The organism is Serratia sp. TSA_105.2 (assembly GCF_052692115.1).
The window spans coordinates 132,930-153,727 of sequence record NZ_JBQZFT010000003.1 but is presented as its reverse complement, the minus strand read 5'-3'; the positions used below and the strand labels follow the sequence as shown (position 1 = coordinate 153,727).

21 protein-coding genes are annotated in these 20,798 nt (G+C 61.6%); 4 read left to right on the top strand and 17 right to left on the bottom strand.

The window, feature by feature from the left end:
* Positions 1-24: 24 nt before the first annotated feature.
* The 12 genes from hisJ to ACUTSC_RS11785 all read right to left on the bottom strand — a co-directional run bounded on the left by hisJ (position 25) and on the right by ACUTSC_RS11785 (position 12,068).
* Positions 25-807 carry a histidine ABC transporter substrate-binding protein HisJ gene (hisJ, locus tag ACUTSC_RS11840; RefSeq protein ID WP_004936109.1) on the bottom strand — a complete coding sequence of 261 codons (783 nt, stop codon included), beginning with the start codon at positions 805-807 and terminating at the stop codon, positions 25-27.
* A gap of 303 nt (positions 808-1,110) precedes the next feature.
* Positions 1,111-1,683 (bottom strand): UbiX family flavin prenyltransferase, encoded by a 573-nt coding sequence (locus ACUTSC_RS11835; protein ID WP_142110274.1) that lies wholly within the window; start codon positions 1,681-1,683, stop codon positions 1,111-1,113.
* Between the two features lie 131 nt (positions 1,684-1,814).
* A complete protein-coding gene (gene purF / locus ACUTSC_RS11830) occupies positions 1,815-3,332 on the bottom strand; it encodes an amidophosphoribosyltransferase (protein WP_019453742.1) in 1,518 nt (505 codons plus the stop codon).
* A 21-nt stretch (positions 3,333-3,353) separates the two neighbouring features.
* Entirely contained in the window at positions 3,354-3,854 is a 501-nt protein-coding gene (cvpA, locus tag ACUTSC_RS11825) for a colicin V production protein (RefSeq protein WP_004936119.1), read from the bottom strand.
* Between the two features lie 234 nt (positions 3,855-4,088).
* Positions 4,089-4,838 carry a cell division protein DedD gene (dedD, locus tag ACUTSC_RS11820; protein ID WP_197768173.1) on the bottom strand — a complete coding sequence of 250 codons (750 nt, stop codon included), beginning with the start codon at positions 4,836-4,838 and terminating at the stop codon, positions 4,089-4,091.
* A complete protein-coding gene (folC, locus tag ACUTSC_RS11815; protein WP_197768174.1) occupies positions 4,839-6,104 on the bottom strand; it encodes a bifunctional tetrahydrofolate synthase/dihydrofolate synthase in 1,266 nt (421 codons plus the stop codon).
* A gap of 191 nt (positions 6,105-6,295) precedes the next feature.
* Complete coding sequence (gene accD, locus ACUTSC_RS11810; RefSeq protein WP_063988974.1) at positions 6,296-7,204, bottom strand: acetyl-CoA carboxylase, carboxyltransferase subunit beta; 909 nt, start codon at positions 7,202-7,204, stop codon at positions 6,296-6,298.
* A 232-nt stretch (positions 7,205-7,436) separates the two neighbouring features.
* Entirely contained in the window at positions 7,437-8,099 is a 663-nt protein-coding gene (locus ACUTSC_RS11805; RefSeq protein ID WP_019453745.1) for a DedA family protein, read from the bottom strand.
* Between the two features lie 78 nt (positions 8,100-8,177).
* Positions 8,178-8,999, bottom strand: coding sequence for a tRNA pseudouridine(38-40) synthase TruA (gene truA, locus ACUTSC_RS11800; RefSeq protein WP_033635351.1), 822 nt, complete (start codon positions 8,997-8,999; stop codon positions 8,178-8,180).
* Positions 8,999-10,009, bottom strand: coding sequence for an aspartate-semialdehyde dehydrogenase (locus ACUTSC_RS11795; protein ID WP_063919787.1), 1,011 nt, complete (start codon positions 10,007-10,009; stop codon positions 8,999-9,001). Before ACUTSC_RS11795 ends, truA begins: the two co-directional genes overlap by 1 nt.
* Positions 10,010-10,119: 110 nt before the next feature.
* Entirely contained in the window at positions 10,120-11,241 is a 1,122-nt protein-coding gene (gene pdxB / locus ACUTSC_RS11790) for a 4-phosphoerythronate dehydrogenase PdxB (RefSeq protein ID WP_197768176.1), read from the bottom strand.
* A gap of 53 nt (positions 11,242-11,294) precedes the next feature.
* The gene (locus ACUTSC_RS11785; RefSeq protein ID WP_063988970.1) at positions 11,295-12,068 is read right to left on the bottom strand and encodes an AraC family transcriptional regulator; all 774 of its coding nucleotides are present in this window, start codon (positions 12,066-12,068) and stop codon (positions 11,295-11,297) included.
* Between the two features lie 117 nt (positions 12,069-12,185).
* On the opposite strand from ACUTSC_RS11785, the gene ACUTSC_RS11780 reads away from it, so the two are divergent.
* On the top strand, positions 12,186-13,106 hold the full coding sequence (locus ACUTSC_RS11780; protein ID WP_197773379.1) for an EamA family transporter: 921 nt from the start codon (positions 12,186-12,188) through the stop codon (positions 13,104-13,106).
* Here ACUTSC_RS11780 and ACUTSC_RS11775 read toward each other — a convergent pair.
* The 3 genes from ACUTSC_RS11775 to ACUTSC_RS11765 form a co-directional block, all read right to left on the bottom strand.
* Positions 13,103-14,521, bottom strand: a complete 1,419-nt coding sequence (locus ACUTSC_RS11775) for a sensor histidine kinase N-terminal domain-containing protein (RefSeq protein ID WP_197768178.1) — start codon at positions 14,519-14,521, stop codon at positions 13,103-13,105. The two genes, ACUTSC_RS11780 and ACUTSC_RS11775, sit on opposite strands and share 4 nt — an antisense overlap.
* Positions 14,508-15,182 carry a transcriptional regulator TctD gene (gene tctD, locus ACUTSC_RS11770; RefSeq protein ID WP_197768179.1) on the bottom strand — a complete coding sequence of 225 codons (675 nt, stop codon included), beginning with the start codon at positions 15,180-15,182 and terminating at the stop codon, positions 14,508-14,510. Before tctD ends, ACUTSC_RS11775 begins: the two co-directional genes overlap by 14 nt.
* Positions 15,183-15,349: 167 nt before the next feature.
* Entirely contained in the window at positions 15,350-15,679 is a 330-nt protein-coding gene (locus ACUTSC_RS11765) for a hypothetical protein (protein ID WP_197768180.1), read from the bottom strand.
* Positions 15,680-15,955: 276 nt separating this feature from the next.
* On the opposite strand from ACUTSC_RS11765, the gene ACUTSC_RS11760 reads away from it, so the two are divergent.
* From ACUTSC_RS11760 to ACUTSC_RS11750, 3 genes are read left to right on the top strand one after another with little or no spacing between them, the layout of a single operon-like run.
* Positions 15,956-16,936: a tripartite tricarboxylate transporter substrate-binding protein gene (locus tag ACUTSC_RS11760; protein ID WP_197768181.1), complete on the top strand. Its 981-nt coding sequence runs from the start codon at positions 15,956-15,958 to the stop codon at positions 16,934-16,936.
* Positions 16,937-16,951: 15 nt separating this feature from the next.
* Positions 16,952-17,383: a tripartite tricarboxylate transporter TctB family protein gene (locus ACUTSC_RS11755; protein ID WP_197768182.1), complete on the top strand. Its 432-nt coding sequence runs from the start codon at positions 16,952-16,954 to the stop codon at positions 17,381-17,383.
* Between the two features lie 11 nt (positions 17,384-17,394).
* Positions 17,395-18,912: a tripartite tricarboxylate transporter permease gene (locus ACUTSC_RS11750; protein WP_445653344.1), complete on the top strand. Its 1,518-nt coding sequence runs from the start codon at positions 17,395-17,397 to the stop codon at positions 18,910-18,912.
* A 34-nt stretch (positions 18,913-18,946) separates the two neighbouring features.
* Here ACUTSC_RS11750 and ACUTSC_RS11745 read toward each other — a convergent pair whose 3' ends face one another.
* Together ACUTSC_RS11745 and ACUTSC_RS11740 are read right to left on the bottom strand one after the other, a co-directional pair.
* Complete coding sequence (locus ACUTSC_RS11745) at positions 18,947-19,576, bottom strand: CatB-related O-acetyltransferase (protein WP_197768183.1); 630 nt, start codon at positions 19,574-19,576, stop codon at positions 18,947-18,949.
* Between the two features lie 155 nt (positions 19,577-19,731).
* Positions 19,732-20,727, bottom strand: coding sequence for an EamA family transporter (locus ACUTSC_RS11740; RefSeq protein WP_197768184.1), 996 nt, complete (start codon positions 20,725-20,727; stop codon positions 19,732-19,734).
* Between the last annotated feature and the right edge of the window lie 71 nt (positions 20,728-20,798).

Sequence of the window (20,798 nt, the reverse complement as noted above, 5' to 3'; positions counted from 1 at the left end):
TCACAGCATGGAACGGGAAGCGGATTACCCGCCGTAGACGTCAAAGTCGAAGTACTTTTTCGCGTATTTGTCGTAGGTGCCGTCTTTACGCATCTCGGCGAAGGCTTTGTCCAGCGCCGCTTTCAGCTCGGTATCGGTCTTGCGCAGCCCCATGCCGGTGCCGACGCCGAAGAACTTGTCATCCTTCACCGATTCGCCGGCGAACGCATAGTCTTTGCCCGGCGGCTGTTTCAGGAAGCCGTCGCTGCCCGCCACTTCATCCTGGAAGGCGGCGTCGATACGACCGGAAGCCAGATCGGCATAAACCAGATCCTGGTTCTGGTAAGGCACCACGGTGATGCCCTTCGGCTGCCACATGGCGTTGGCGTAGGCTTCCTGGGTGGTGCCCTGCAACACGCCCACACTCTTGCCTTTCAGGGCGTCCACTGTAGGCAACAGCTTGGAGCCCTTCGGCGCGATCAGACGCGCGTTAGCGGCATACAGCTTGTCGGTAAAGGCGATTTCCTGCTGGCGTTTTTCAGTGATGGACAGCGAAGAGATGATGGCGTCGATTTTCTTCGCCTTGAGGGATGGGATCAGCGCGTCGAAGTCGCTCTCCACGAAGGTGCATTGGGTATTGATGCGTTTGCACAGCTCTTTGGCCAAATCGATGTCAAAGCCGACCAATTCGCCTTTGGCGTTTTTGGATTCAAACGGTGCGTAAGTCGGATCGGTGCCAATCTTCAGCGTGGAAGGAATGGCGGCAAAGGCGCTGCTGGCGGCGCTCAAAGCCAGAACTAACGGCAAAATCAAAACCCGCTTTTTCATAAATTACCCTCAAATTGATTTTTTTGATGCCACTACGGGCATTACTTTCCCCACCAAATCAATTTGCAGTAATCGTGCCACATTCGATGCTACGGGCGGAGGGAACGGCTCCGGCCTACACAATACTGTTTCCTGGGACGATAACCGCAAAATTAAATCGGCCGGTCGGGGCCGCGCCACTGGCAGCCGCGACAAGGCGGCGCCATGAAACAGTGAGCGTGATGAAGTGGGATCATTATGGTGCATACTCCGCCCCAATTCAGTGCGGTGTTGCACAAATGTACCAATTTAGGGATAAAACTGTTAATTGACACCCTGCCAGCGGGTGAACAGATCGGTCGGCAGTTCGATATCAAACTGATCGATCACCCGATTGACGGTCTGATCGATGATGTCTTCCACGCTTTTCGGCTGGTGGTAAAACGCCGGCACCGGCGGCATGATCACCGCGCCCATCTCCGCCGCCTGGGTCATCAACCGCAGGTGCCCCAGATGCAGCGGCGTTTCCCGCACGCACAGCACCAAACGGCGGCGCTCTTTGAGCACCACGTCGGCGGCGCGGGTCAGCAGCCCGTCGCTGTAGCTGTTGACGATGCCGGACAGGGTTTTGATCGAGCAGGGCAGGATCGCCATACCCAGGGTTTTGAAGGAGCCGGAGGAGATGCCGGCGGCGATGTCGCGCGCATCGTGCACCACGTCGGCCAGCGCCTGCACTTCCCGCAGGCTGTACGGCGTTTCCAGCGCCAGCGTCTGCCTTGCTGCGTTGCTCATCACCAAATGGGTTTCCACCTCTGCGACGTCGCGCAAAACCTGTAACAGGCGCACGCCGTAGACAGCGCCGCTGGCGCCGGAAATGCCGATGATGAGTCGTTTCATGGAAAATGGCCTCTGCCGTAAAAAGTAAGATCAGGCAGACTTTGCCGCAATGGCGAGGGATAAGCAAGTCGGAGGAGCAAGGCGCACCGCCGCAGACGCGGCGATGCACCTTGAGAGATCAACGCAGGCGGTTAGCCTTCGTTGTGCAGTTCCAGATTTTCCGCTTCGGTTTGCACCCGCAGCGCCTTGGCGTCGTCGCTGCGCAGCGACTCCAGGTATTCCAGATAGCTTTGGTCGACGTCTTTGGTCACGTAGATGCCGTTGAACACCGAGCATTCGAACTGGGTGATGTCCGGGTTCTCTTCGCGCACCGCTTCGATCAGGTCGTCCAGGTCCTGGAAAATCAGCCCGTCGGCGCCGATGATCTGGCGGATCTCATCCACTTCACGCCCGTGGGCAATCAGTTCGTTGGCGCTCGGCATGTCGATGCCGTAGACGTTCGGGAAACGCACTTCCGGCGCGGCGGAAGCCAGGTACACGCGCTTGGCACCCGCTTCGCGCGCCATTTCGACGATCTGTTCCGACGTGGTGCCGCGCACGATGGAGTCATCCACCAGCAGCACGTTCTTGTCGCGGAACTCGGCGCGGTTGGCGTTCAGCTTGCGGCGCACCGACTGACGACGCGCCTGCTGGCCCGGCATGATAAAGGTGCGGCCGACGTAGCGGTTCTTCACGAAGCCCTGGCGATATGGCTTCTCGAGAATGCGTGCGATCTCCAGCGCGATGTCGCAGGAGGTTTCCGGGATCGGGATCACCACGTCGATGTCCAGATCTTCCCACTCGCGGGCGATCTTCTCGCCCAGCTTCTGGCCCATGCGCACGCGGGCGCTGTAGACCGAGATCTTGTCCATAAAGGAGTCCGGGCGCGCGAAATAAACGTATTCGAACAGGCACGGGTTGGTTTTCGGGTTCTCTGCGCACTGGCGGGTGAACAGCTGGCCCTTGGTGGTGATGTACACCGCTTCGCCCGGCGCCACGTCGCGCAGGAACTCAAAGCCCAGGGTATCCAGCGCCACGCTCTCGGAAGCCACCATGTACTCGCTGCGGCCATCTTCCAGCGTGCGCTTGCCGATCACCAGCGGGCGAATGCCGTTCGGATCGCGGAACGCCAGCAGGCCGTGGCCGATGATCATCGCCACGCAGGCGTAAGCGCCGCGCAGTTGCTGATGCATGGCGGCGACCGCGGTAAAGATGTTGTCGGCCTCCAGCGGGTAATGCGGGAAACGGTCCAGCTCGCTGGCCAGCACGTTCAGCAGAATTTCCGAGTCGGAGGTGGTGTTAACATGGCGGCGGCCGCTTTCGAACAGCTTTTGGCGCAGCTCATGGGCGTTGGTCAGGTTACCGTTGTGGGCCAGCGTAATGCCGAACGGCGAGTTGACGTAGAAAGGCTGGGCCTCAGAGGCGCTCGAGCTGCCGGCCGTCGGGTAACGCACATGGCCAATGCCCATGTTGCCCTGCAAGCGTTGCATATGGCGCGCCTCAAACACATCCTTCACCAGGCCGTTGGCTTTGCGCAAACGGAACCCGTTGTGGGCGTCAATGGTGACGATGCCTGCGGCATCCTGGCCACGGTGCTGAAGCACCGTCAGCGCATCATAAATCGACTGGTTTACCGGCATGAAACCGGCGATACCGACAATACCGCACATGTTGTCTTTTCCTCATCAGCGCTACCGCCCCGGCAATTGGGTCGGCAAGAAACTCGACGTGCTCTGCAGGTAGTCAAAGAACCACCTGATGACGTAACTGAACTGGGGAATGAGCTGCGACTGTTTCCAGTCGGCACTCTGTGAAAAGCCGGTAAAGGTGTCCAGGAAGAACAGGATCGCCGCAACGATCAACACTCCGCGCAGCGCGCCGAAGCAGATGCCCAACACCCGGTCGGTGCCCGACAACCCGGTTTTCTCTACCAGTGAGCTAATCACATAGTTAACAATAGCCCCTACGATCAAGGTCGCGATGAACAAAATCGCGATCGCGATGCCGTTTCGCACCAGTTCATCTTCAAAACGAGTGAAATAGACCGCAAGGTAAGAGTAGAAATGGCTGGCAACAAAAAACGCACATCCCCATGTCACAAGTGACAATGCTTCGCGAACAAACCCTCGGATCAGGCTCACCAGAGCCGAAAATCCAATCACCGCTATAATGACGTAATCAATCCAGACCATGAACTATTCCAATGATGAATCGCCCCTGCATCCAATTCGCGGCGAATTCTAACAGAAAAAGAAAACGTTTGCGTAGGGGATTTCCTACCACGTTACAAATAAAAAGCGGCGATCAAAAAATTCCCAATCGCCGCGCCTACATAGGTGATTTCGCCTGTAAAAGGCGCGGTTTTTCTCGCGTTCTCTCCACCACTCCTTAATTCAGGGGCGCATCGTGCTGCGCCCCCGCGGGGTTTAACGGCCGTACGGTTTCACCTGCCCGCTCAGCCCGCTGATCGAGTTCAGCGACGGCAGCGCCGCCTGCAGCTTCTGCCTGGAGGCGTCCGGGCCGACGTAGATGCGGGTGATCTGCCCCTGCACCGGCGTTGACGGCACGGTAAAGGCGCGATAGCCCGAGAGCCGCAGCGAGGCGACAATCTCGTTCGCCTTGGCGGCGTTTTTCAACGCCCCGAGCTGCACGACATAGGCTTGCCCTGCCGGCGCTTTTTCTTCCGCCGGTTTCGGCTGCTGTGCCGGTTCAGGCTTCGGCGTCGGTTCAGGTTTCGGTTCCGGTTTCGGCGCCGGCTTCACTTCCACCGGTTTCGGTTGCGGTACCGGTTTCGGTTTCACTTCCACCGGTTTGGTTTCCACCGGTTTCGGCTTAGGCTGTGGCACCGGCTGAGGACGCGTTTCGACCGGCGGCGGCGCCACCTGCGTCGGTTGCTGAGCGCTCTGCCGCACTGCCTGTTGCGCCGCCGCTTCGTTGGCCGCCTGCTGCTCGACCAGCGCGCCCGCCCCTTCCGGCGGCTGCGCCGGTAGCGGTTGTGTCACCGGCGGCAGCACGTCGTTCTCCTCGACGTCGCCCGCCTTCGGCACCAACGGAATGGCCGCGAATTCATCCTCGTAATGCTTCTTTTTGCCGTCCAGCAGCCCTGGCAGGATGATTACCCCCAGCGCCACCAGAATCACGGTTCCGACCAGTCGGTTCTGAAATTTACTCGCCACTCACACTCCCCGCATCTCGTCTAGCGCCGCCATCACCTGCGCCACGGTGTGGAACGATCCACAGACGATCACAATATCCTGTTTATCAGCATCCTGCATAGCCTGCCGCCAGGCAGTTTCGACATCATTAAAGTGGCGCGGTTCCGTCAGATGTTGCGCCAGCTGTTCGACGCTGGCGCCGCGCGGCCCGTCGAGCGGTGCGCAGTACCATTCATCCACCTGCTCGTTGAGGCAGGCCAGCGTGCCGGCGATGTCCTTGTCCGACAGCATGCCCACCACCGCGCGCACCTTGCCGCCGTCACGCGGCAGTTTGGCCAGGCGCCCGGCCAGATAGCCGGCGGCGTGCGGGTTGTGCGCCACGTCGAGGATCAGCGTCGGCTCCCGCCGCACGATCTGGAAACGCCCCGGCAGCGTCGCCTGCTGCAGCCCGGTGAAAATCGCGCGTTCGTCGATTTCCAGCGGAGAGCAGTTCAGCGCCGCCAGCGCGGTAGCGGCGTTGGCCAGCGGTACGTTCGGCGTCGGCAGATCGGTCAGCAGCGTGTCGCCGCCCTGCCACTGCCAGCGATCGCCCTGCTCGCTGAAGCTCCAGGCTTCGCCGCGGCGATACAGCGGCGCGCCCAGCGTTTCGGCAACCTGACGAATGCTGTCCGGCATGTCGGGTTCGCCCACCACCGCCGGCTTGCCGCTGCGGAAAATGCCGGCCTTCTCGCGGCCGATGCTTTCGCGATCGTTGCCCAGCCAGTCGGTATGATCGAGCGCGATGCTGGTGATCACCGCCACGCTCGGATCGACGATGTTGGTCGCGTCGAGACGCCCGCCCAGGCCCACTTCCAGGATCACCACGTCGAGCCGCGCCTGTTTGAACAGCTGCAGCGCCGACAGGGTGCCGAATTCGAAATAGGTCAGCGACGTTTCGCCGCGGCCGGCCTCAATGGCGGCGAACGAGCGGCTGTGCTCCGCTTCGCTCAACTCTTCCCCCTGAATGCGCACGCGTTCGGTATAGCGCACCAGATGCGGAGAACTGTAGACGCCGACGCGCAGGCCGGCGGCCAGCAGAATGGCTTCGAGGGTGCGACAGGTGGTGCCTTTGCCGTTGGTGCCGGCAACGGTGAACACCGTGGGAGCGGGGGTCAGTAAATCCAGATTCGCCGCGACGCGCTGTACGCGCTCAAGGCCGAGTTCGATCGCCTGGCTGTGCAGACGTTCCAGATAGTAAAGCCACGAGCTCAATGGCGACGTGGCTTGGGGAATTTGGTGGTTTTGCATGAGTCCCATCACTGAACTTGGGTTCATTAATCCATCAGGGCACCACCCTCACCGCGGTAAAGGCGATGCGCTTCGTGACTGCCGCCAACCTGCAAACCGCAGCGAGAAGGGCTGCGACCGGCAGGGAACGGGCATCAGCCGTCACTTAGCCACAAAGTGGCGGCTGAACCCGGGCGGGATCTGTCTTTGCCTCAGGCGTCGGCCTGCGGCTCCGGCTCAACGACCGGCGCGGCCTCATCGAAATGCGGCTGCGGCTGGTTGGTCAGCTTGGACAGAATGCTCGCCAACGTTTGGCGCATTTCCGGGCGGCGAACGATCATGTCGATCGCGCCTTTTTCGATCAGGAACTCGCTGCGCTGGAAGCCCGGCGGCAGTTTCTCGCGCACGGTCTGCTCGATGACGCGCGGGCCGGCAAAGCCGATCAGCGCTTTCGGCTCGGCGATGTTGATGTCGCCCAGCATCGCCAGGCTGGCGGAAACGCCGCCCATGGTCGGGTCGGTCAGCACGGAGATGTACGGCAAGCCGCGCTCCTGCATTTTGGCCAACGCCGCGCTGGTTTTCGCCATCTGCATCAGCGACATCAGCGCTTCCTGCATGCGCGCGCCGCCGCTGGCGGAGAAGCACACCAGCGGACAGTTGTCCTCCAGCGCCTGCTCAACCGCACGCACGAAGCGCGCGCCGACCACGGAAGACATCGAGCCGCCGATGAAGGCGAATTCGAAGGAGGCCGCGACGATCGGCATGCCGTACAGCGTGCCCTTCATCACCACCAGCGCGTCTTTCTCGCCGGTCGCTTTCTGTGCGGCGACCAGACGATCTTTATAGCGCTTGGAATCCTTGAATTTCAGAACGTCCTTCGGCTCCAGATCGCTGCCCAGTTCCACTTCGCTGCCTTCGTCCAGCAGGGTATGCAGGCGCGCGCGCGCGCCCATGCGCATGTGGTGGTCGCACTTCGGACACACTTCCAGATTACGCTCCAGCTCGGCGCGGTAGAGAACCTGGCCGCAGCTGTCGCATTTGGTCCAGACCCCTTCAGGAATGCTCGCCTTACGGGTTTGTGTGATATTGCTCTTGTTAAGAATTCGTTCAATCCAGCTCATCGATGACCTTTCTGTTTGAACCTGGCACACGCCAGTCCGCTGTTCATGCTTTAACAATCCCCCCGAAAACACCCCAATGAAAAAATGCCCGTTCGCGGCGCGGCAAGCGCGGCGACTGAGGCATCGGCTTCAGGGTTGTTCGCAGGAACAGACCATAATGTCGCTCATTAAACCATATCGGCCCGACGCTGTGGACAAAAAACTGGTCGAACCGACAGGTTAAGCGATGTTTTTACTGTTTTTGCTGGCGGGCGGCCGCGCGCTTGTGGCGCCAAATTTCAATCACGCCCGGCAGAATCGAAACGATGATGATCCCCACGATCAGCAGTTTCAGGTTCTCCTGCACCACCGGCAGATCGCCGAACAGGTAGCCAGCATAAGTGAAGAGCAGCACCCAAACCAGTGCGCCAATCACGTTGTAGGCGGCGAAGTGGCGATAGGACATATGCCCCATACCGGCGACGAACGGCGCAAAAGTACGCACGATCGGCACGAATCGCGCCAGAATAATCGTTTTCCCACCGTGTTTCTCATAGAACTGGTGCGTCTTGTCCAGATAGCTGCGGCGGAAAATTTTCGAATTCGGGTTGCTGAACAGCTTCTCGCCGAACAACCGCCCGATAGTGTAGTTCACCGCATCGCCGAGGATCGCCGCCACCACCATCAACGCCACCATGGTGTGCACGTTCAGATCGTTGGTCGGCAACGCCGCCAGCGCGCCGGCGACAAACAGCAAAGAATCCCCCGGCAGGAACGGCGTCACCACCAGACCGGTTTCGCAAAACAGGATCAGGAACAGAATAGCGTAGACCCACATGCCGTATTGTGCGACCAGTTCGGCCAGGTGCACATCAATATGCAGAATGAAATCAATAATAAACTTGATGATATCCATAAATTCTCTCATTGATACCGGGTGTTTCAGTCACCCGGCAGAAGCACAAGGGAGCGACGCTTTCAGGCGTGCCGGCGTTTAATCGTCGGGCAAAAACAGCGGCCCCATCGGCGGCCGCGGTAGACCAAAGTGGTCAGGGTAATCCACGGCAACCAGATACAGCCCCTCGGCTCGCGCCGTCGCCGCCGCCAGGTTGCGATCTTTCAGCGCCAGCAACTCGGCCATCCAGTTCTCATCCTGATTGCCGCAGCCGATCTCCATCAGGCTGCCGACGATGTTGCGAACCATGTGATGCACGAAGGCATTCGCCTTGATATCTACCACAATATATTCGCCGTAGCGCGTAACCTTAACGTGTTTTACGCAGCGCCACGGAGTGCGCGACTGACACTGCACCGCGCGGAACGAAGTGAAGTCGTTCTCGCCCAGCAGCGCCTGCGCCGCCCGATGCATGCGATCGGCGTCCAGCGGGTGATAAAAATGCGTCACCCCCTGTTGCAGCACCGCCGGCCGGTAGCGGTGGTTGAAAATAATGTAGCGGTAGCGGCGCGCGGTGGCGCTGAAACGCGCGTGAAAATCGTCGGCGACGGGGCTCACCCAACGCACCGCGATATCCGGCGGCAGATGGGTGTTTACCCCCATCGTCCAGGCGGCGTCCTTGCGGCGCGCGGTGGTTTCGAAATGCACCACCTGCCCGGTAGCGTGCACCCCGGCGTCGGTACGCCCGGCGCACAGCACGCTAATCGGCGCATCCGCCACCTTGCTCAACGCCTGCTCCAGGCGTTGCTGCACGCTGGCCACTTCTTGCTGCCGCTGCCAGCCGTAGTACCGGCTGCCGTCATATTCGATGCCCAGCGCGATCTTCAGCGTCGGCTGAGCGGGTGAGACCACCTCAGACATCAGTACATCTGCTCCTGCACCAGACGCTCGGCGGTTTCGACAGCCATCAACGCGCCGCCGAAGCGCACGTTGTCCGCCACCGTCCAGAACTGGAGCAGCTCGGGGATACCGTAATCGTTACGCAGACAACCGATGCTGAGCGCATCGCTGCCGGAGGCGTCGGTGACCTGAGTCGGGTAATCGTCCTCTTCGCTCAGCTGAATGTCTTCAACCTCTTCGAGTTCGCTGCGCGCCTCTTCGGCGGACAGCGGGCGCAGCGCTTCCAGGTGCACCACCTGCGCGTGGCCGTAAAACACCGGCGACTGAACGCAGCTCACCGAAATCGGCAGCCCTTCATCCTGCAGCACCTTGCGCACCTGATCGACGATCAGGCGTTCTTCGCGCACGCTGCCCTGCTCGTCAGCAATCAGCGGCAACAGGTTGAACGCCAACTGCTTACCGAAAACGCCTTCTTCGGCCGGGATGCCGTTCAGCAGGCGCGCGCTCTGGCCTGCCAAGTCGTCCACCGCCGCCTTGCCGCGCGACGATACCGACATCAGCGTGGTGACGTGCAGACGCGACAGCCCCGCCTGTTCGGTCAGCGGTTTGATCGCCGTCAGCAGCTGGCTGACCATGCTGTCGGCCACCGCCACAATATTGCGATTGCGGTAATCCGCCAGCACCTGCGGGTTAACGCCCGGCACCACCAGCGGCACATCCGGCTCCATGGCGAACAGGCCGCTGGTGTCGATCACCAGGCAGCCCATGTTGCCGGCTTCTTCGGCATAGCGCGCGGAAGCTTCGCTGCCGGCGACGAAGAAGGCCAGCTGCGCCTGCGACCAGTCGAACTCTTCGGCGTTTTGCACCAGAATAGACTTGCCGTTAAAGCGCACATTGGCGCCCGCGCTGCGTTCGCTTGCCAGAGGATAGAGCTCACCCACCGGGAACTGGCGTTCCTGCAACAATTCCAGCAACGCTTCACCTACCGCGCCAGTGGCGCCGAGCAGCGCGATATTCCAGCCGTCAGACATCGGGTTTTCTCCAGAGTATTTCATTCATAAATGCAGACGGGCAGTGCAGCCACCGCCCGATAATCTTTGCCGCTCACTGTAGCGGCGTTGGCTTAAGACAACCTTATGCGCTACGCCACGCTGAAGCCCAGCTTGCCGAGCAGCTCGGCGCTGGCGCTGTCATCGCATTGCACGGCCAGCGAAGACCACTCGCGGCGTTCCTGGTAGTGCTTGCGCAGGCGATCGAATTCGCCCGGTTGCCCGGCGACTTTGCGCAGCGGCGCATCATCGCGGCGCACATCATACACCAAGTGCATCAATCGTTTTAACCGCGCTTCATCCAGCGGCCCGTTGAGGCGGATCTGGCTGAACTCCGGCACCGGCAGCAGCGAGGCCAACGCCACCTGCTGCGGCTGCCCCAGATGGCGGCTGAACGCTTCGAACACCTGAGTGGTGCCGCGCGCCTTGCCTTCCAGCGTATACCCGGCGATGTGCGCAGTGCCGATATCCACCCGCGCCAGCAGCGGCAAGGAGAGATCCGGCTCCGGTTCCCACACGTCCAGCACCGTGCTCAGCTTTTTGCCCTTTTCCAGCGCCTGCAACAACGCGGCGTTATCCACCACCGGCCCACGGCAGGCGTTGATCAGAATGCGCTTGTCCGGCAGCGCCGCCAACAGATCGGCGTCCGCCAGATGCAGCGAATGGTATGGGCCGGATTTATTCAGCGGCGTATGGAAGGTCAGCACGTCGGCCTCGGCCACCAGCGTCTCCAGCGGCCAAAACTCCCCGGCGTCGCCGCGATCGGCACGCGGCGGATCGCACAGCAGCGTGCGCACGCCCAGCGCTTTGAGGCGCGCGTCCAGGCGGGAACCGACGTTGCCCACGCCGATGATGCCGACGGTTTTATCCCGCAGATGGAAGCCATCGCGTTCGGCCAGCAGCATCAAGGCAGAGAACACATACTCGACCACCGCAATGGCGTTGCAGCCCGGCGCGGCGGAAAAGCCGATGCCCTGCCGTTGCAGCCAGGCGTCATCGACGTGATCGGTGCCGGCGGTGGCGGTACCGACAAAGCCGATGCGGCTGCCGGCCAGCAACGCTTCATTGACCTTGGTGACCGAACGCACCATCAGCGCATCGGCATCCGCCAGCGCCTCGCGCGGGATCGGGCGGCCCGGCACTGCCTGCACGTCGCCCAGGCGGCTGAACAGCTCGGCCGCGTACGGCATATTTTCATCAACCAGAATTTTCACTGCGTTCTCCGACGGTTTACGGCTATTTGTCTGCGAAATAGTGTGCCACCGAATCAGGCACGGCGAAAGCGCTCAGGGGTGGTGCCGGCGATCTGCTGGAACATGACGATAAACGCCGACGCGGAGCTGTAGCCGACGTCCAGCGCCACGTCCTGCACGGTCTTGCCCTGCTCGAGCAGCGACACGGCGTGCAGAAAACGCAGGCGCTGGCGCCATTCGCTGAACGACATGCCCAGATCCTGTTGGCAGCGGCGCGACAGCGTGCGCTCGGTGGTGTAGACCCGAGCCGCCCACGCCGCCAGCGAGGTGTTGTCCGCCGGACAATGCTCCAGCGCTTCCAGCACCGGCGCCAAAAACTTGTCGTCCGACGACGGCAGATAGGTTTGCTGGCGCGGCGACAGGCGCAGCTGATCGATCAGTACCTGGCACAGGCGCAAATCCTCCTCCGCCTGCGGAATGTACTGCTTGCGCGCATAGAAATCCTCGGCGATCGCGCGGAAGATTGGCGTCACGCTCACCAGGCAAGGGTCGGCCGGCATGCCGGCACACAGCGCTGGCGTGATGTCCACCATGCGGCACTGCGCCAGCCGTTGGTTATAGCAGGAGTGTTCGATGCCGGCCGGCGCCCACAGCACGAACTCCGGCGGCGCCAGAAAGCGCTGCCCGCCGATGCGCAGCACCATCACCCCGGCTTTGACCCACATCAACTGGCCCCAGGTGTGGCTGTGCGGCTGGAATTCGGTGCGCGCGTTGAACTCCTCGCAGCGGAACTGCACCGGCTTCGGCGCCGGGATCAGCGACTCGGGGAAATGGCGGATTTCTGGCATGGTTTCGTCCCGTGATTTGTCTTGTTTACGCCGATTTTTGTCTGAATATCGCTATATATGATAAACCGGACACGCGTAGACTAGCCAGCATGTTGGACGTTATTGAGAATAATTATCATGAATATGCTTTTCCCGCTGTTGGCCGTGCTGATTTGGTCGATTAACGCCGTCGTCAGTAAACTCTCCGCCACCGCCATCGATCCGGCGGCCATCTCGCTCTACCGCTGGCTGCTGGCGCTGATTGCCCTGACGCCGTTCGTGTTGCCGGGCGTGCTGCGCAACTGGGCGCAGGTGCGCGCCAACTGGTGGAAGCTGATGATCCTCGGTTTGCTGGGCATGGTGCTGTACCAAAGCCTGGCCTATTACGCGGCGCACAGCGTCAGCGCGCTGTTTATGGGCATCATCGTGTCGCTGATCCCGCTGCTGACCATCCTGATCAGCATCGTACTGCTGCGCATTGCGCCGACCGTCGGCGTGCTGCTCGGCAGCATACTCTCCTTCTGCGGCCTGATCTGGCTGGTCAGCGGCGGTCAGCCCGGCGTGCTGCTGCAGCACGGTATCGGCAAGGGGGAATTGATGATGCTGCTCGCCACCGCCTCTTACGCGCTGTACGGCGTATTGACCAAACGCTGGGCCATCGCGCTGCCGAACTGGCAATCGCTGTACGTGCAGATCCTGTTCGGTGTGCTGTTGCTGCTGCCTAATTTCCTGATGGCGGAGGATGTCGGCTTGAACGGCCATAACCTGCCGCTGGTGCTGTTCGCCGGCATTCCGGCTTCGATTATCGCTCCGTTCCTGTGGATCCAGGGCGTGATGCGCCTGGGCGCCAACACCGCCTCGATCTTCATGAACCTGGCGCCGGTGTTTACCGCCGCTATCGCCGTGCTGTTCCTGCATGAGCAACTGCACGGTTACCACCTGATCGGCGGCGGCATCACCTTGCTGGGCGTTATCCTGTCGCAGCGGCTGCGCACGCCGCTGACGCGTAAAGCCAAAATCCCGGCGGCCGACGTCGAATCCTGCAAAGAACAGGCTTAAGGCAGCAACCTGAAACGCACCCGCACCAACAGGCCGCCCAGCGCGGCGGAGCTCAGCAGCTCCGGGCGGGTGCCGTGATACGCGGTGATGTCCTTCACCAGCGCCAGCCCCAGGCCGGCGCCCGGCTGATCGCCCACGTTGTCCAGCCGGTGAAACGGCTGCAGCGCCAGCGCCTTGTCCTGCAAGGCGATGCCGGGGCCGCTGTCTTCTATCTCCAGCACGCCTTCCCCTGCCGCCTGATCCTGAGTGAGGCGAGCGGTGACCACGCCCTGACGCGGCGTGTATTTCAGCGCGTTGTCCAGCAGGTTGGCGCACAGCTCGGCCAACAGCAGCGGTTCCCCCGCCACCTGGCACACCGCCTCGCCTTCAAACCCGAGATCGATCTGTTTACTGCGCGCCTGCGGCAAGCGGGAAAAGCAGGCGTCGCGCAGCACCTGCGCCAGATTGACCGGCTGCAGCTGGCGCTCGGCCCGGTGCTCGCTGGCCTTCAGACGTGATAGATGCAGCAGGCGGTCGGTCAGCGCCACGGTATTATCCAGCGTCGCGCTCATCGCCTGCAGGCTTTCTCGCCACTGCTGCGGCCGGTCGCTGGCCAACGCTACCCCAACCTGGGTCTTCAACACCGCCAGCGGCGTGCGCAGTTGGTGCGAAGCGTCGGCGCTGAAACGCTCCTGGCGCGCCACCATCAGCCGCAGCCGTTCGATATAGCGATTGAACGCCACCAGCAGCGGCTGCATCTCCGACCACGGCAATACCCGCGGCAAGGGCGTCAGCTCGCCCGGATCGCGCCTCAGCATGATGCCGGAGAGTTTACGCATCGGTTTCAACACCCGCTTGAGCAGCGCGAACGCCAGAATCAGGGTCAACACCACTACCGTGCCCTGGCTCAACAGGGCCGCGATCATCATCTGCCGCGCCAGGTAACGGCGCGACTCCAGGGTTTCCGCCACCAGAATGGTCGCCATGCCGCTCACGCCCGACTCGTTGATCGGTTGAAACAGCGCTGCCACACGGATCGGCCGGCCGAGGTATTCCGCATCGTAAAAATGCACCAGCGCCGGATAGAGCGAGGAACGCGGGATATGGGGCGGCAACGACGGCAAATCGTCATAGCCCGAGATGCTTTTTCCCTGCGGCGAAATCACCTCGTAATATAACTGATCGTTCATGTTGCGCTCGAAGCTGTCGAGCACCACATAGGGCACATCGACCGCCAGCTTGCCTTCGCGCACCACCAGCCGCTCCGCCACGGTGCGCGCCGACGCCAGCAGCGTGCGATCGTAAGCCAGGGTGGCGGCGCTCATGGCGCTGAAATAGTGGGTGTAGATCGAGATACCGCCCAACGCCACCAGCGGCAGGCCAAAAAACAGCAGCAGTTGATAGAACAACGAACGCGGTGCGTTAAACCACCGCATTGCACAGCTCCAGGCTGTAGCCCAGACCGCGCAGCGTGATGATTGCCACGTCGCTGCCCTGCAGCTTTTTCCGCAAACGATGCACGTAAAGCTCGATGCTCTCCGGATTGGCCTCGTCGGACAGCGTAAACACCTGCTCGAACAGCTGCTGCTTGGCCACCGGGCGGCCGCGCCGGTGCATCAACGCGGTCAACACCGCCAGCTCGCGCGGCGTCAGTGCCAGCGGCTTGCCCTCCAGCAGGAAATAGCCTTCGTCGTGATAGGTCAATGCGCCGTACTGCAACGCCGGCTGCGCGGCGCCGACGCTGCGGCGCAGCAGCGCCCGAATACGCGCTTCCAGCTCGTCCAATTCGAACGGCTTGGTGAGATAATCGTCCGCCCCCAGATTCAGGCCCTTTACCCGATCGGCCACGTCGGTGCGCGCCGTCAGCAGCAGCACCGGCAGATCCTGCCCGCGCTTGCGCAGGCGCGCCAACAAATCCAGGCCGTTCAAACGCGGCAGCGCCACATCCAGCACCGCCAGCGCATAGCGTTCATTGAGCAACAGATGATCGGCGGCCACGCCGTCCGTGGCGACGTCGACGGCAAACCCGGCGCCGGTCAGCGCCTTTTGCAACCAGTGAGACAGCTCGGGGTGATCTTCAACCAATAACAGTCGCATGTTCCCATTCCATTGATTTACCTGAACAACCTGGCGCCGACACGGCGTCCGTTAACAGGCCGATAACAGAGAATGGCATGGAAAATAAGGGGATAAAAGAGCGCCGCGCCGCCCGTTTTGGGAGCTGGCACACAATTATGCGTATGGGGGACGATCGCAGGGCGGTATCAGATCAGCGGAATCGGGCTATCGGCAACGGCAATGTCCAGCACCGGGCGCAGCTTGTCAGCGGTAAACGGCGAAGAAACCAGCACGGAGCGATTGTTGACGGCAAACACCAGATCGATGCCGGTCACGCAGGCGGTCATCTGGCAGGCATATTTTTCACCGTCGGCGTTGACGAAATGCAGCTCAAACACGCCAACGTCGGCACGCAGTCGCTTCAAACGGCACTGCCCGGCTTCACCGGCCATCTCCGCATAGACCTCCGGCAGCCGTTTAATCGCGCACACTTTAGCGTTGTCCCTGCCACCAAACAATTTCCCTAACAAAAACATATTGCTGCGTCTCTATTCATTTCACTGATCATGATTTTATCGCGAAAGCAGAACGGCAAACCTGATATTACGCAGGATTTTGGCCGGTTTTGAGCCCTGTTCTTGCCTTCATTTCTATGGTAGCGCCCCCGCCATTCGCTCGCAACGAGCGACCCCAATCACAGACTGGAAACTTTTCCGGCCGCTGAAAGGTAAATGAAAGGTTGTTGTTTTAACAATCCTGCAACCGCACCCGGCGGGATTTCACAACCAGAACAATACCGAGGGCAAGTCACAATGAAAAAAATAATGACCCGTACCTTTACCGCCGCCGCCCTGCTGCTGGCGGCCAATCAGGCCTTTGCCGTGGAAGCGCCCAAACGCACCGAATGCATCGCGCCGGCCAAGCCCGGCGGCGGCTTCGATCTGACCTGCAAGCTGATTCAGGTGTCGCTGCAGGATACCAAGGCCATCGATAAACCGATGCGCGTCACCTATATGCCCGGCGGCGTCGGCGCGGTGGCCTACAACGCCATCGTCGCGCAGCGCCCGGCGGAGTTCGGCACCGTGGTGGCCTTCTCCGGCGGTTCGCTGCTCAACCTGGCCCAGGGCAAGTTCGGCCGCTACAACGTGGACGACGTAAAATGGCTGGCGGCGGTAGGTACCGACTACGGCATGATCGCGGTGCGCGCCGACTCGCCTTACAAAACCCTGAAAGACCTGATGGACGCTTTCCAAAAAGATCCCAACAGCGTGGTGTTCGGCGCCGGCGCCTCCATCGGCAGCCAGGATTGGATGAAAACCGCGCTGCTGGCGCGCGAAGTCGGCGTGGATCCGCGCAAGATGCGCTACGTGGCGTTCGAAGGCGGCGGCGAACCGGTCACCGCGCTGCTGGGCAACCATATCCAGGCGGTCTCCGGTGACCTGAGCGAGATGGTGCCTTACCTGCAGGGCGACAAGATCCGCGTGCTGGCGGTGTATGCCGAGCAACGTTTGCCGGGCCAACTGGCCGACATTCCGACCGCCAAAGAGCAGGGATACAGCCTGGTGTGGCCGATCATTCGCGGCTTCTACGTCGGGCCGAAAGTCAGCGATGAAGAGTATCAGTGGTGGATTGACACCTTCCAGAAAATGATGGCGACCGACGAATTCAAGCAGCAGCGCGATCTGCGCGGCCTGTTCGAATTCGACATGACCGGCAAAGAGCTGGATGCCTACGTGAAGAATCAGGTTGCTCAATACCGTGAGCAGGCAAAAGTGTTCGGTCTGGCCAAATAACCGCAGGGGAAAACCATGAGCGATCGTATTTTTGCCGGCTTCTGGCTGCTGCTGTGCATCGGTGGGCTCTTCATCGGCTGGGGCATCCAAAGCGAATACAGCTATGAACCGCTGGGGCCGCGCCCGTTCCCGCTGGCGATCCTCAGCCTGATGGCGCTGTGCGCGGCCCTGCTGCTGTTGCGCCGCCCGCAGGCGGTGGAGTGGCCGCACAACAAGGTGCTGCAACGGCTGCTGGTGTTGGTGATCACCCTGGTGCTGTATGCCTGGGGCTTTGAATGGCTGGGCTTCCCGCTGGCGACCGCGCTGCTGACGTTCAGCATCGGCCTGCTGTTTCAGGCCAGCCTGCCGGCGGCGGCCATCTCCGGCGTCGTCATGGGCGCGGCGCTGTATTACGCCTTTGACCAACTTCTCGATGTCACACTGCCGCTCGGCATCTGGCTGAGCTAACGGGAGCGATGATGGATACCTGGATGTATTTGACTCAAGGGTTCGAAGTGGCGCTGGTGCCGCAGAACCTGATTATCGCCCTGATCGGCTGCTTCGTCGGCACCATCGTCGGCCTGCTGCCGGGCCTCGGGCCGATCAACGGCGTGGCGATCCTGCTGCCGCTGGCGTTTGCCCTCAAGCTGCCGGCCGAATCGGCGCTGATCCTGCTGGCGACGGTGTATATCGGCTGCGAGTACGGCGGGCGCATCTCGTCGATACTGCTTAACGTCCCGGGCGACGCGGCGGCGATCATGACCGCGCTGGACGGCTACCCGATGGCGCAGCAGGGGCGCGCCGGCGTGGCGCTGTCCATCTCGGCGGTCAGCTCGTTCGTCGGATCGATGATCGCCATCGGCGGCATCATTCTGTTCGCGCCGCTGTTGGCCCGCTGGTCGTTGGCCTTCGGCCCGGCGGAGTATTTCGCCCTGATGGTGTTCGCCATCGCCTGCCTCGGCAGCATGATGAGCCAGAACCCGCTGAAATCGCTGCTGGCGGCGCTGATCGGCCTGGGGCTGGCGACGGTGGGCGTCGACGCCAACACCGGAGTTTACCGCTTTACCTTCGACAGCGTGCACCTCTCCGACGGCGTGCAGTTTATCGTGGTGGTGATAGGCCTGTTCTCGGTCAGCGAAATCCTGCTGATGCTGGAAAGCACCAGCGCCGGGCAAAAACTGGTGCGTAAAACCGGCCGGTTGCTGTTCAACCGCAAAGAGGCGGCGCAGTGCGCAGGCCCTACCCTGCGTTCGTCGGTGATCGGCTTCTTCGTCGGCATTCTGCCGGGCGCCGGCGCCACCATCGCCAGTGCGCTGACCTATATGACCGAGAAGAAAATCAGCGGCAACAGCGACACCTTCGGCAAGGGCGACATCCGCGGCGTAGCGGCACCGGAAGCGGCCAACAACGCCTCGGCCTGCGGTTCGTTCATTCCGATGCTGACGCTGGGGGTGCCGGGTTCCGGCACCACGGCGGTGATGATGGGCGCGCTGACGCTGTATAACATCACCCCCGGCCCGGCGATGTTCACCGAACAGCCGGATATCGTCTGGGGGCTGATCGCCGCGCTGCTGATCGCCAACGTCATTTTGCTGATCATGAACCTGCCGCTGGTTGGCCTGTTCACCCGCATGCTGACCATCCCGCTGTGGTTCCTGGTGCCGGCGATCGCCGCGGTTTCGGCGGTGGGGGTTTATGCGGTGCACAGCACCACCTTCGACCTGCTGCTGATGGTCGGGTTGGGCGTGTTCGGCTACATCCTGCGCAAAATGCACTTCCCGATGTCGCCGCTGATTCTGGGCTTCGTGCTGGGTGAGATGCTGGAGCAAAATCTGCGGCGCGCGCTGTCGATCAGCAACGGCGAGTTCAGCATTCTGTGGAGCAGCAGCATCGCTCAAACGCTGCTGGTGCTGGCGGTCGCGGTACTGGCGCTGCCGCCACTGCTGCGCCTGATGCGCAAACGCCGCCAACCGGCGGCCGAGATCAAGGCCGAGTAACGCGAAACGGGCGGGGATCCCCCGCCCGTTGTGTTTAACGGCGTAGGGCCGCAATTCCCCTTTCCAACGCCTCGATATCGTCATCGGCGAGCAGGGGCTGAATCACCGCAAAGTCCGCCTCGGACAAGTCATAGAGGCGCAAGGCAAGCAACCGCGCGATGACCTCCGGCGCGAACCGCCAACGGATAAACCGCGCGGGGTTACCGCCGACGATGGCATAAGGCTCAACATCGCCGGCCACCACGCTGCCGGCGGCGACGATCGCCCCCTCGCCTATCGAGATTCCCGGCATCAACATCGCCCGCATGCCGATCCAGCAACCGTCGCCCAGCCGGGTATCGCCTTTGGGGCGGTACGCCTGTTTGATGGTTGCCATAAACGGATACAGGCTCAGCCAGTCGATGCGATGGGTATGGTTGCCGCCCATCAGGATCACCGCTTCGGCCGCGATGCACACGTAATCGCCGATCAGCAGGCGGTCTATGTCGCCCAGCGGCTGCCATTGCCGGCTGACCGCGTCGCCGTGCAGATAGCGCACCACCGAGCGCTCGAAGCCGTTATCCCAGCAGTCGCTGTAGTAGCTGTGGGTGCCTTTGATGATGATATTCGGGTTGGTCACCGTCTGATGCAGCAGCTCGGTTTTGGACCAGTGTTTTTCGGACATGGCGTATTCTCTTGTTACGGGAATAAAAGCCACGGAACGGAATGTCTGTGGCCGTGTTGTCGTTCACTCAACACGGCCATTCAAGCGATAAGCGCTCGTTTCAATCTCGGGTTATTCATCTTACGGCCTCTCTTGCGAGGCGTAATGGTAGCCGATCACGCCTCGGCGGTCTTGCTTTTCAACAGCAGCACCCCGCCCATCACCAGCGCGCTGCCCAGCAGCTGCAGCTGATTCATGCTCTCCCCCAGCAGGAAATAGGCGATCACCGCGGTGAACACCAGCTCCAGCGACAGGATCAGGTTGGCTACCGCCAGCGGCAGCGTTTTCAGGCTGATATTGTACAGCCCGAAGCCCAGCAGCGTCGGCCCGGCGGCCAGCGCCAGCAGCAACAGCCAGCCGCTCCACTGAATGCCCTGTGCGCCGTGCGACAGGAACCACAGGTCGCCGGCCATGCCGTGGAACGCCGCCAGCGGGAACGCCGTCAGCGCCGCGTTGAACACCAGCTGGTACAGCGCCGAAAAACCGAACACGTACAGGATGGTGTTCCACACCGGATAGCCGCGTTCGCTGGCCACCCGCCCGCCGAGGGTATACAGGGTATAACCGATACCCGACAGCATCCCGACCAGCAGCCCCAGCAGATCGAAGTGGCTGTTCCCCATGCTGTCGCCGTTGCTGACCAGGAAGCAGCCGCCCAGGCTAATGGCGATCACCAGCAATTGGCGCAGCGTCAGGCGTTCGCTGTACATCACCCAGCCGAGGAACACGGTAAAGCCCACCGAGCAGTAGGTCAGAATAGTCGCCACCGACGCGCCGTTCAGCGCCACCGACAGTGTCCACAGGCTGTTGAACAGCGCCAGCAGCAGCCCGTAAAGCGCGTAGAACACCACCTGTTCACGGCGCAGGCGCGCCCACTGCGGTTTCACCAGCAACAGCAGCGGCAACAGCACCAGCGCCACCAGCGCCGCACGCCAGAACGCCAGCACGAAGGTCGGCAGGTGATAGTACTCGGTCAGCGCGCGGATGATGATGGCGGTAAAGGCCAGCAGCATGGCGCTGATAATGGCGATGGCGTAACCCTGGCTGTTGCCCTGAAAGAGGCGCGCGCCGGGCAGCGCCGGCCGGGCGGAAACGCCTGACGGTAATGACATGAGATCCTCGGAGAAATGGCGACGTAAATGCTCAGGCACAGAGTGTAACGCAGCCATTTTTTCTCACTATA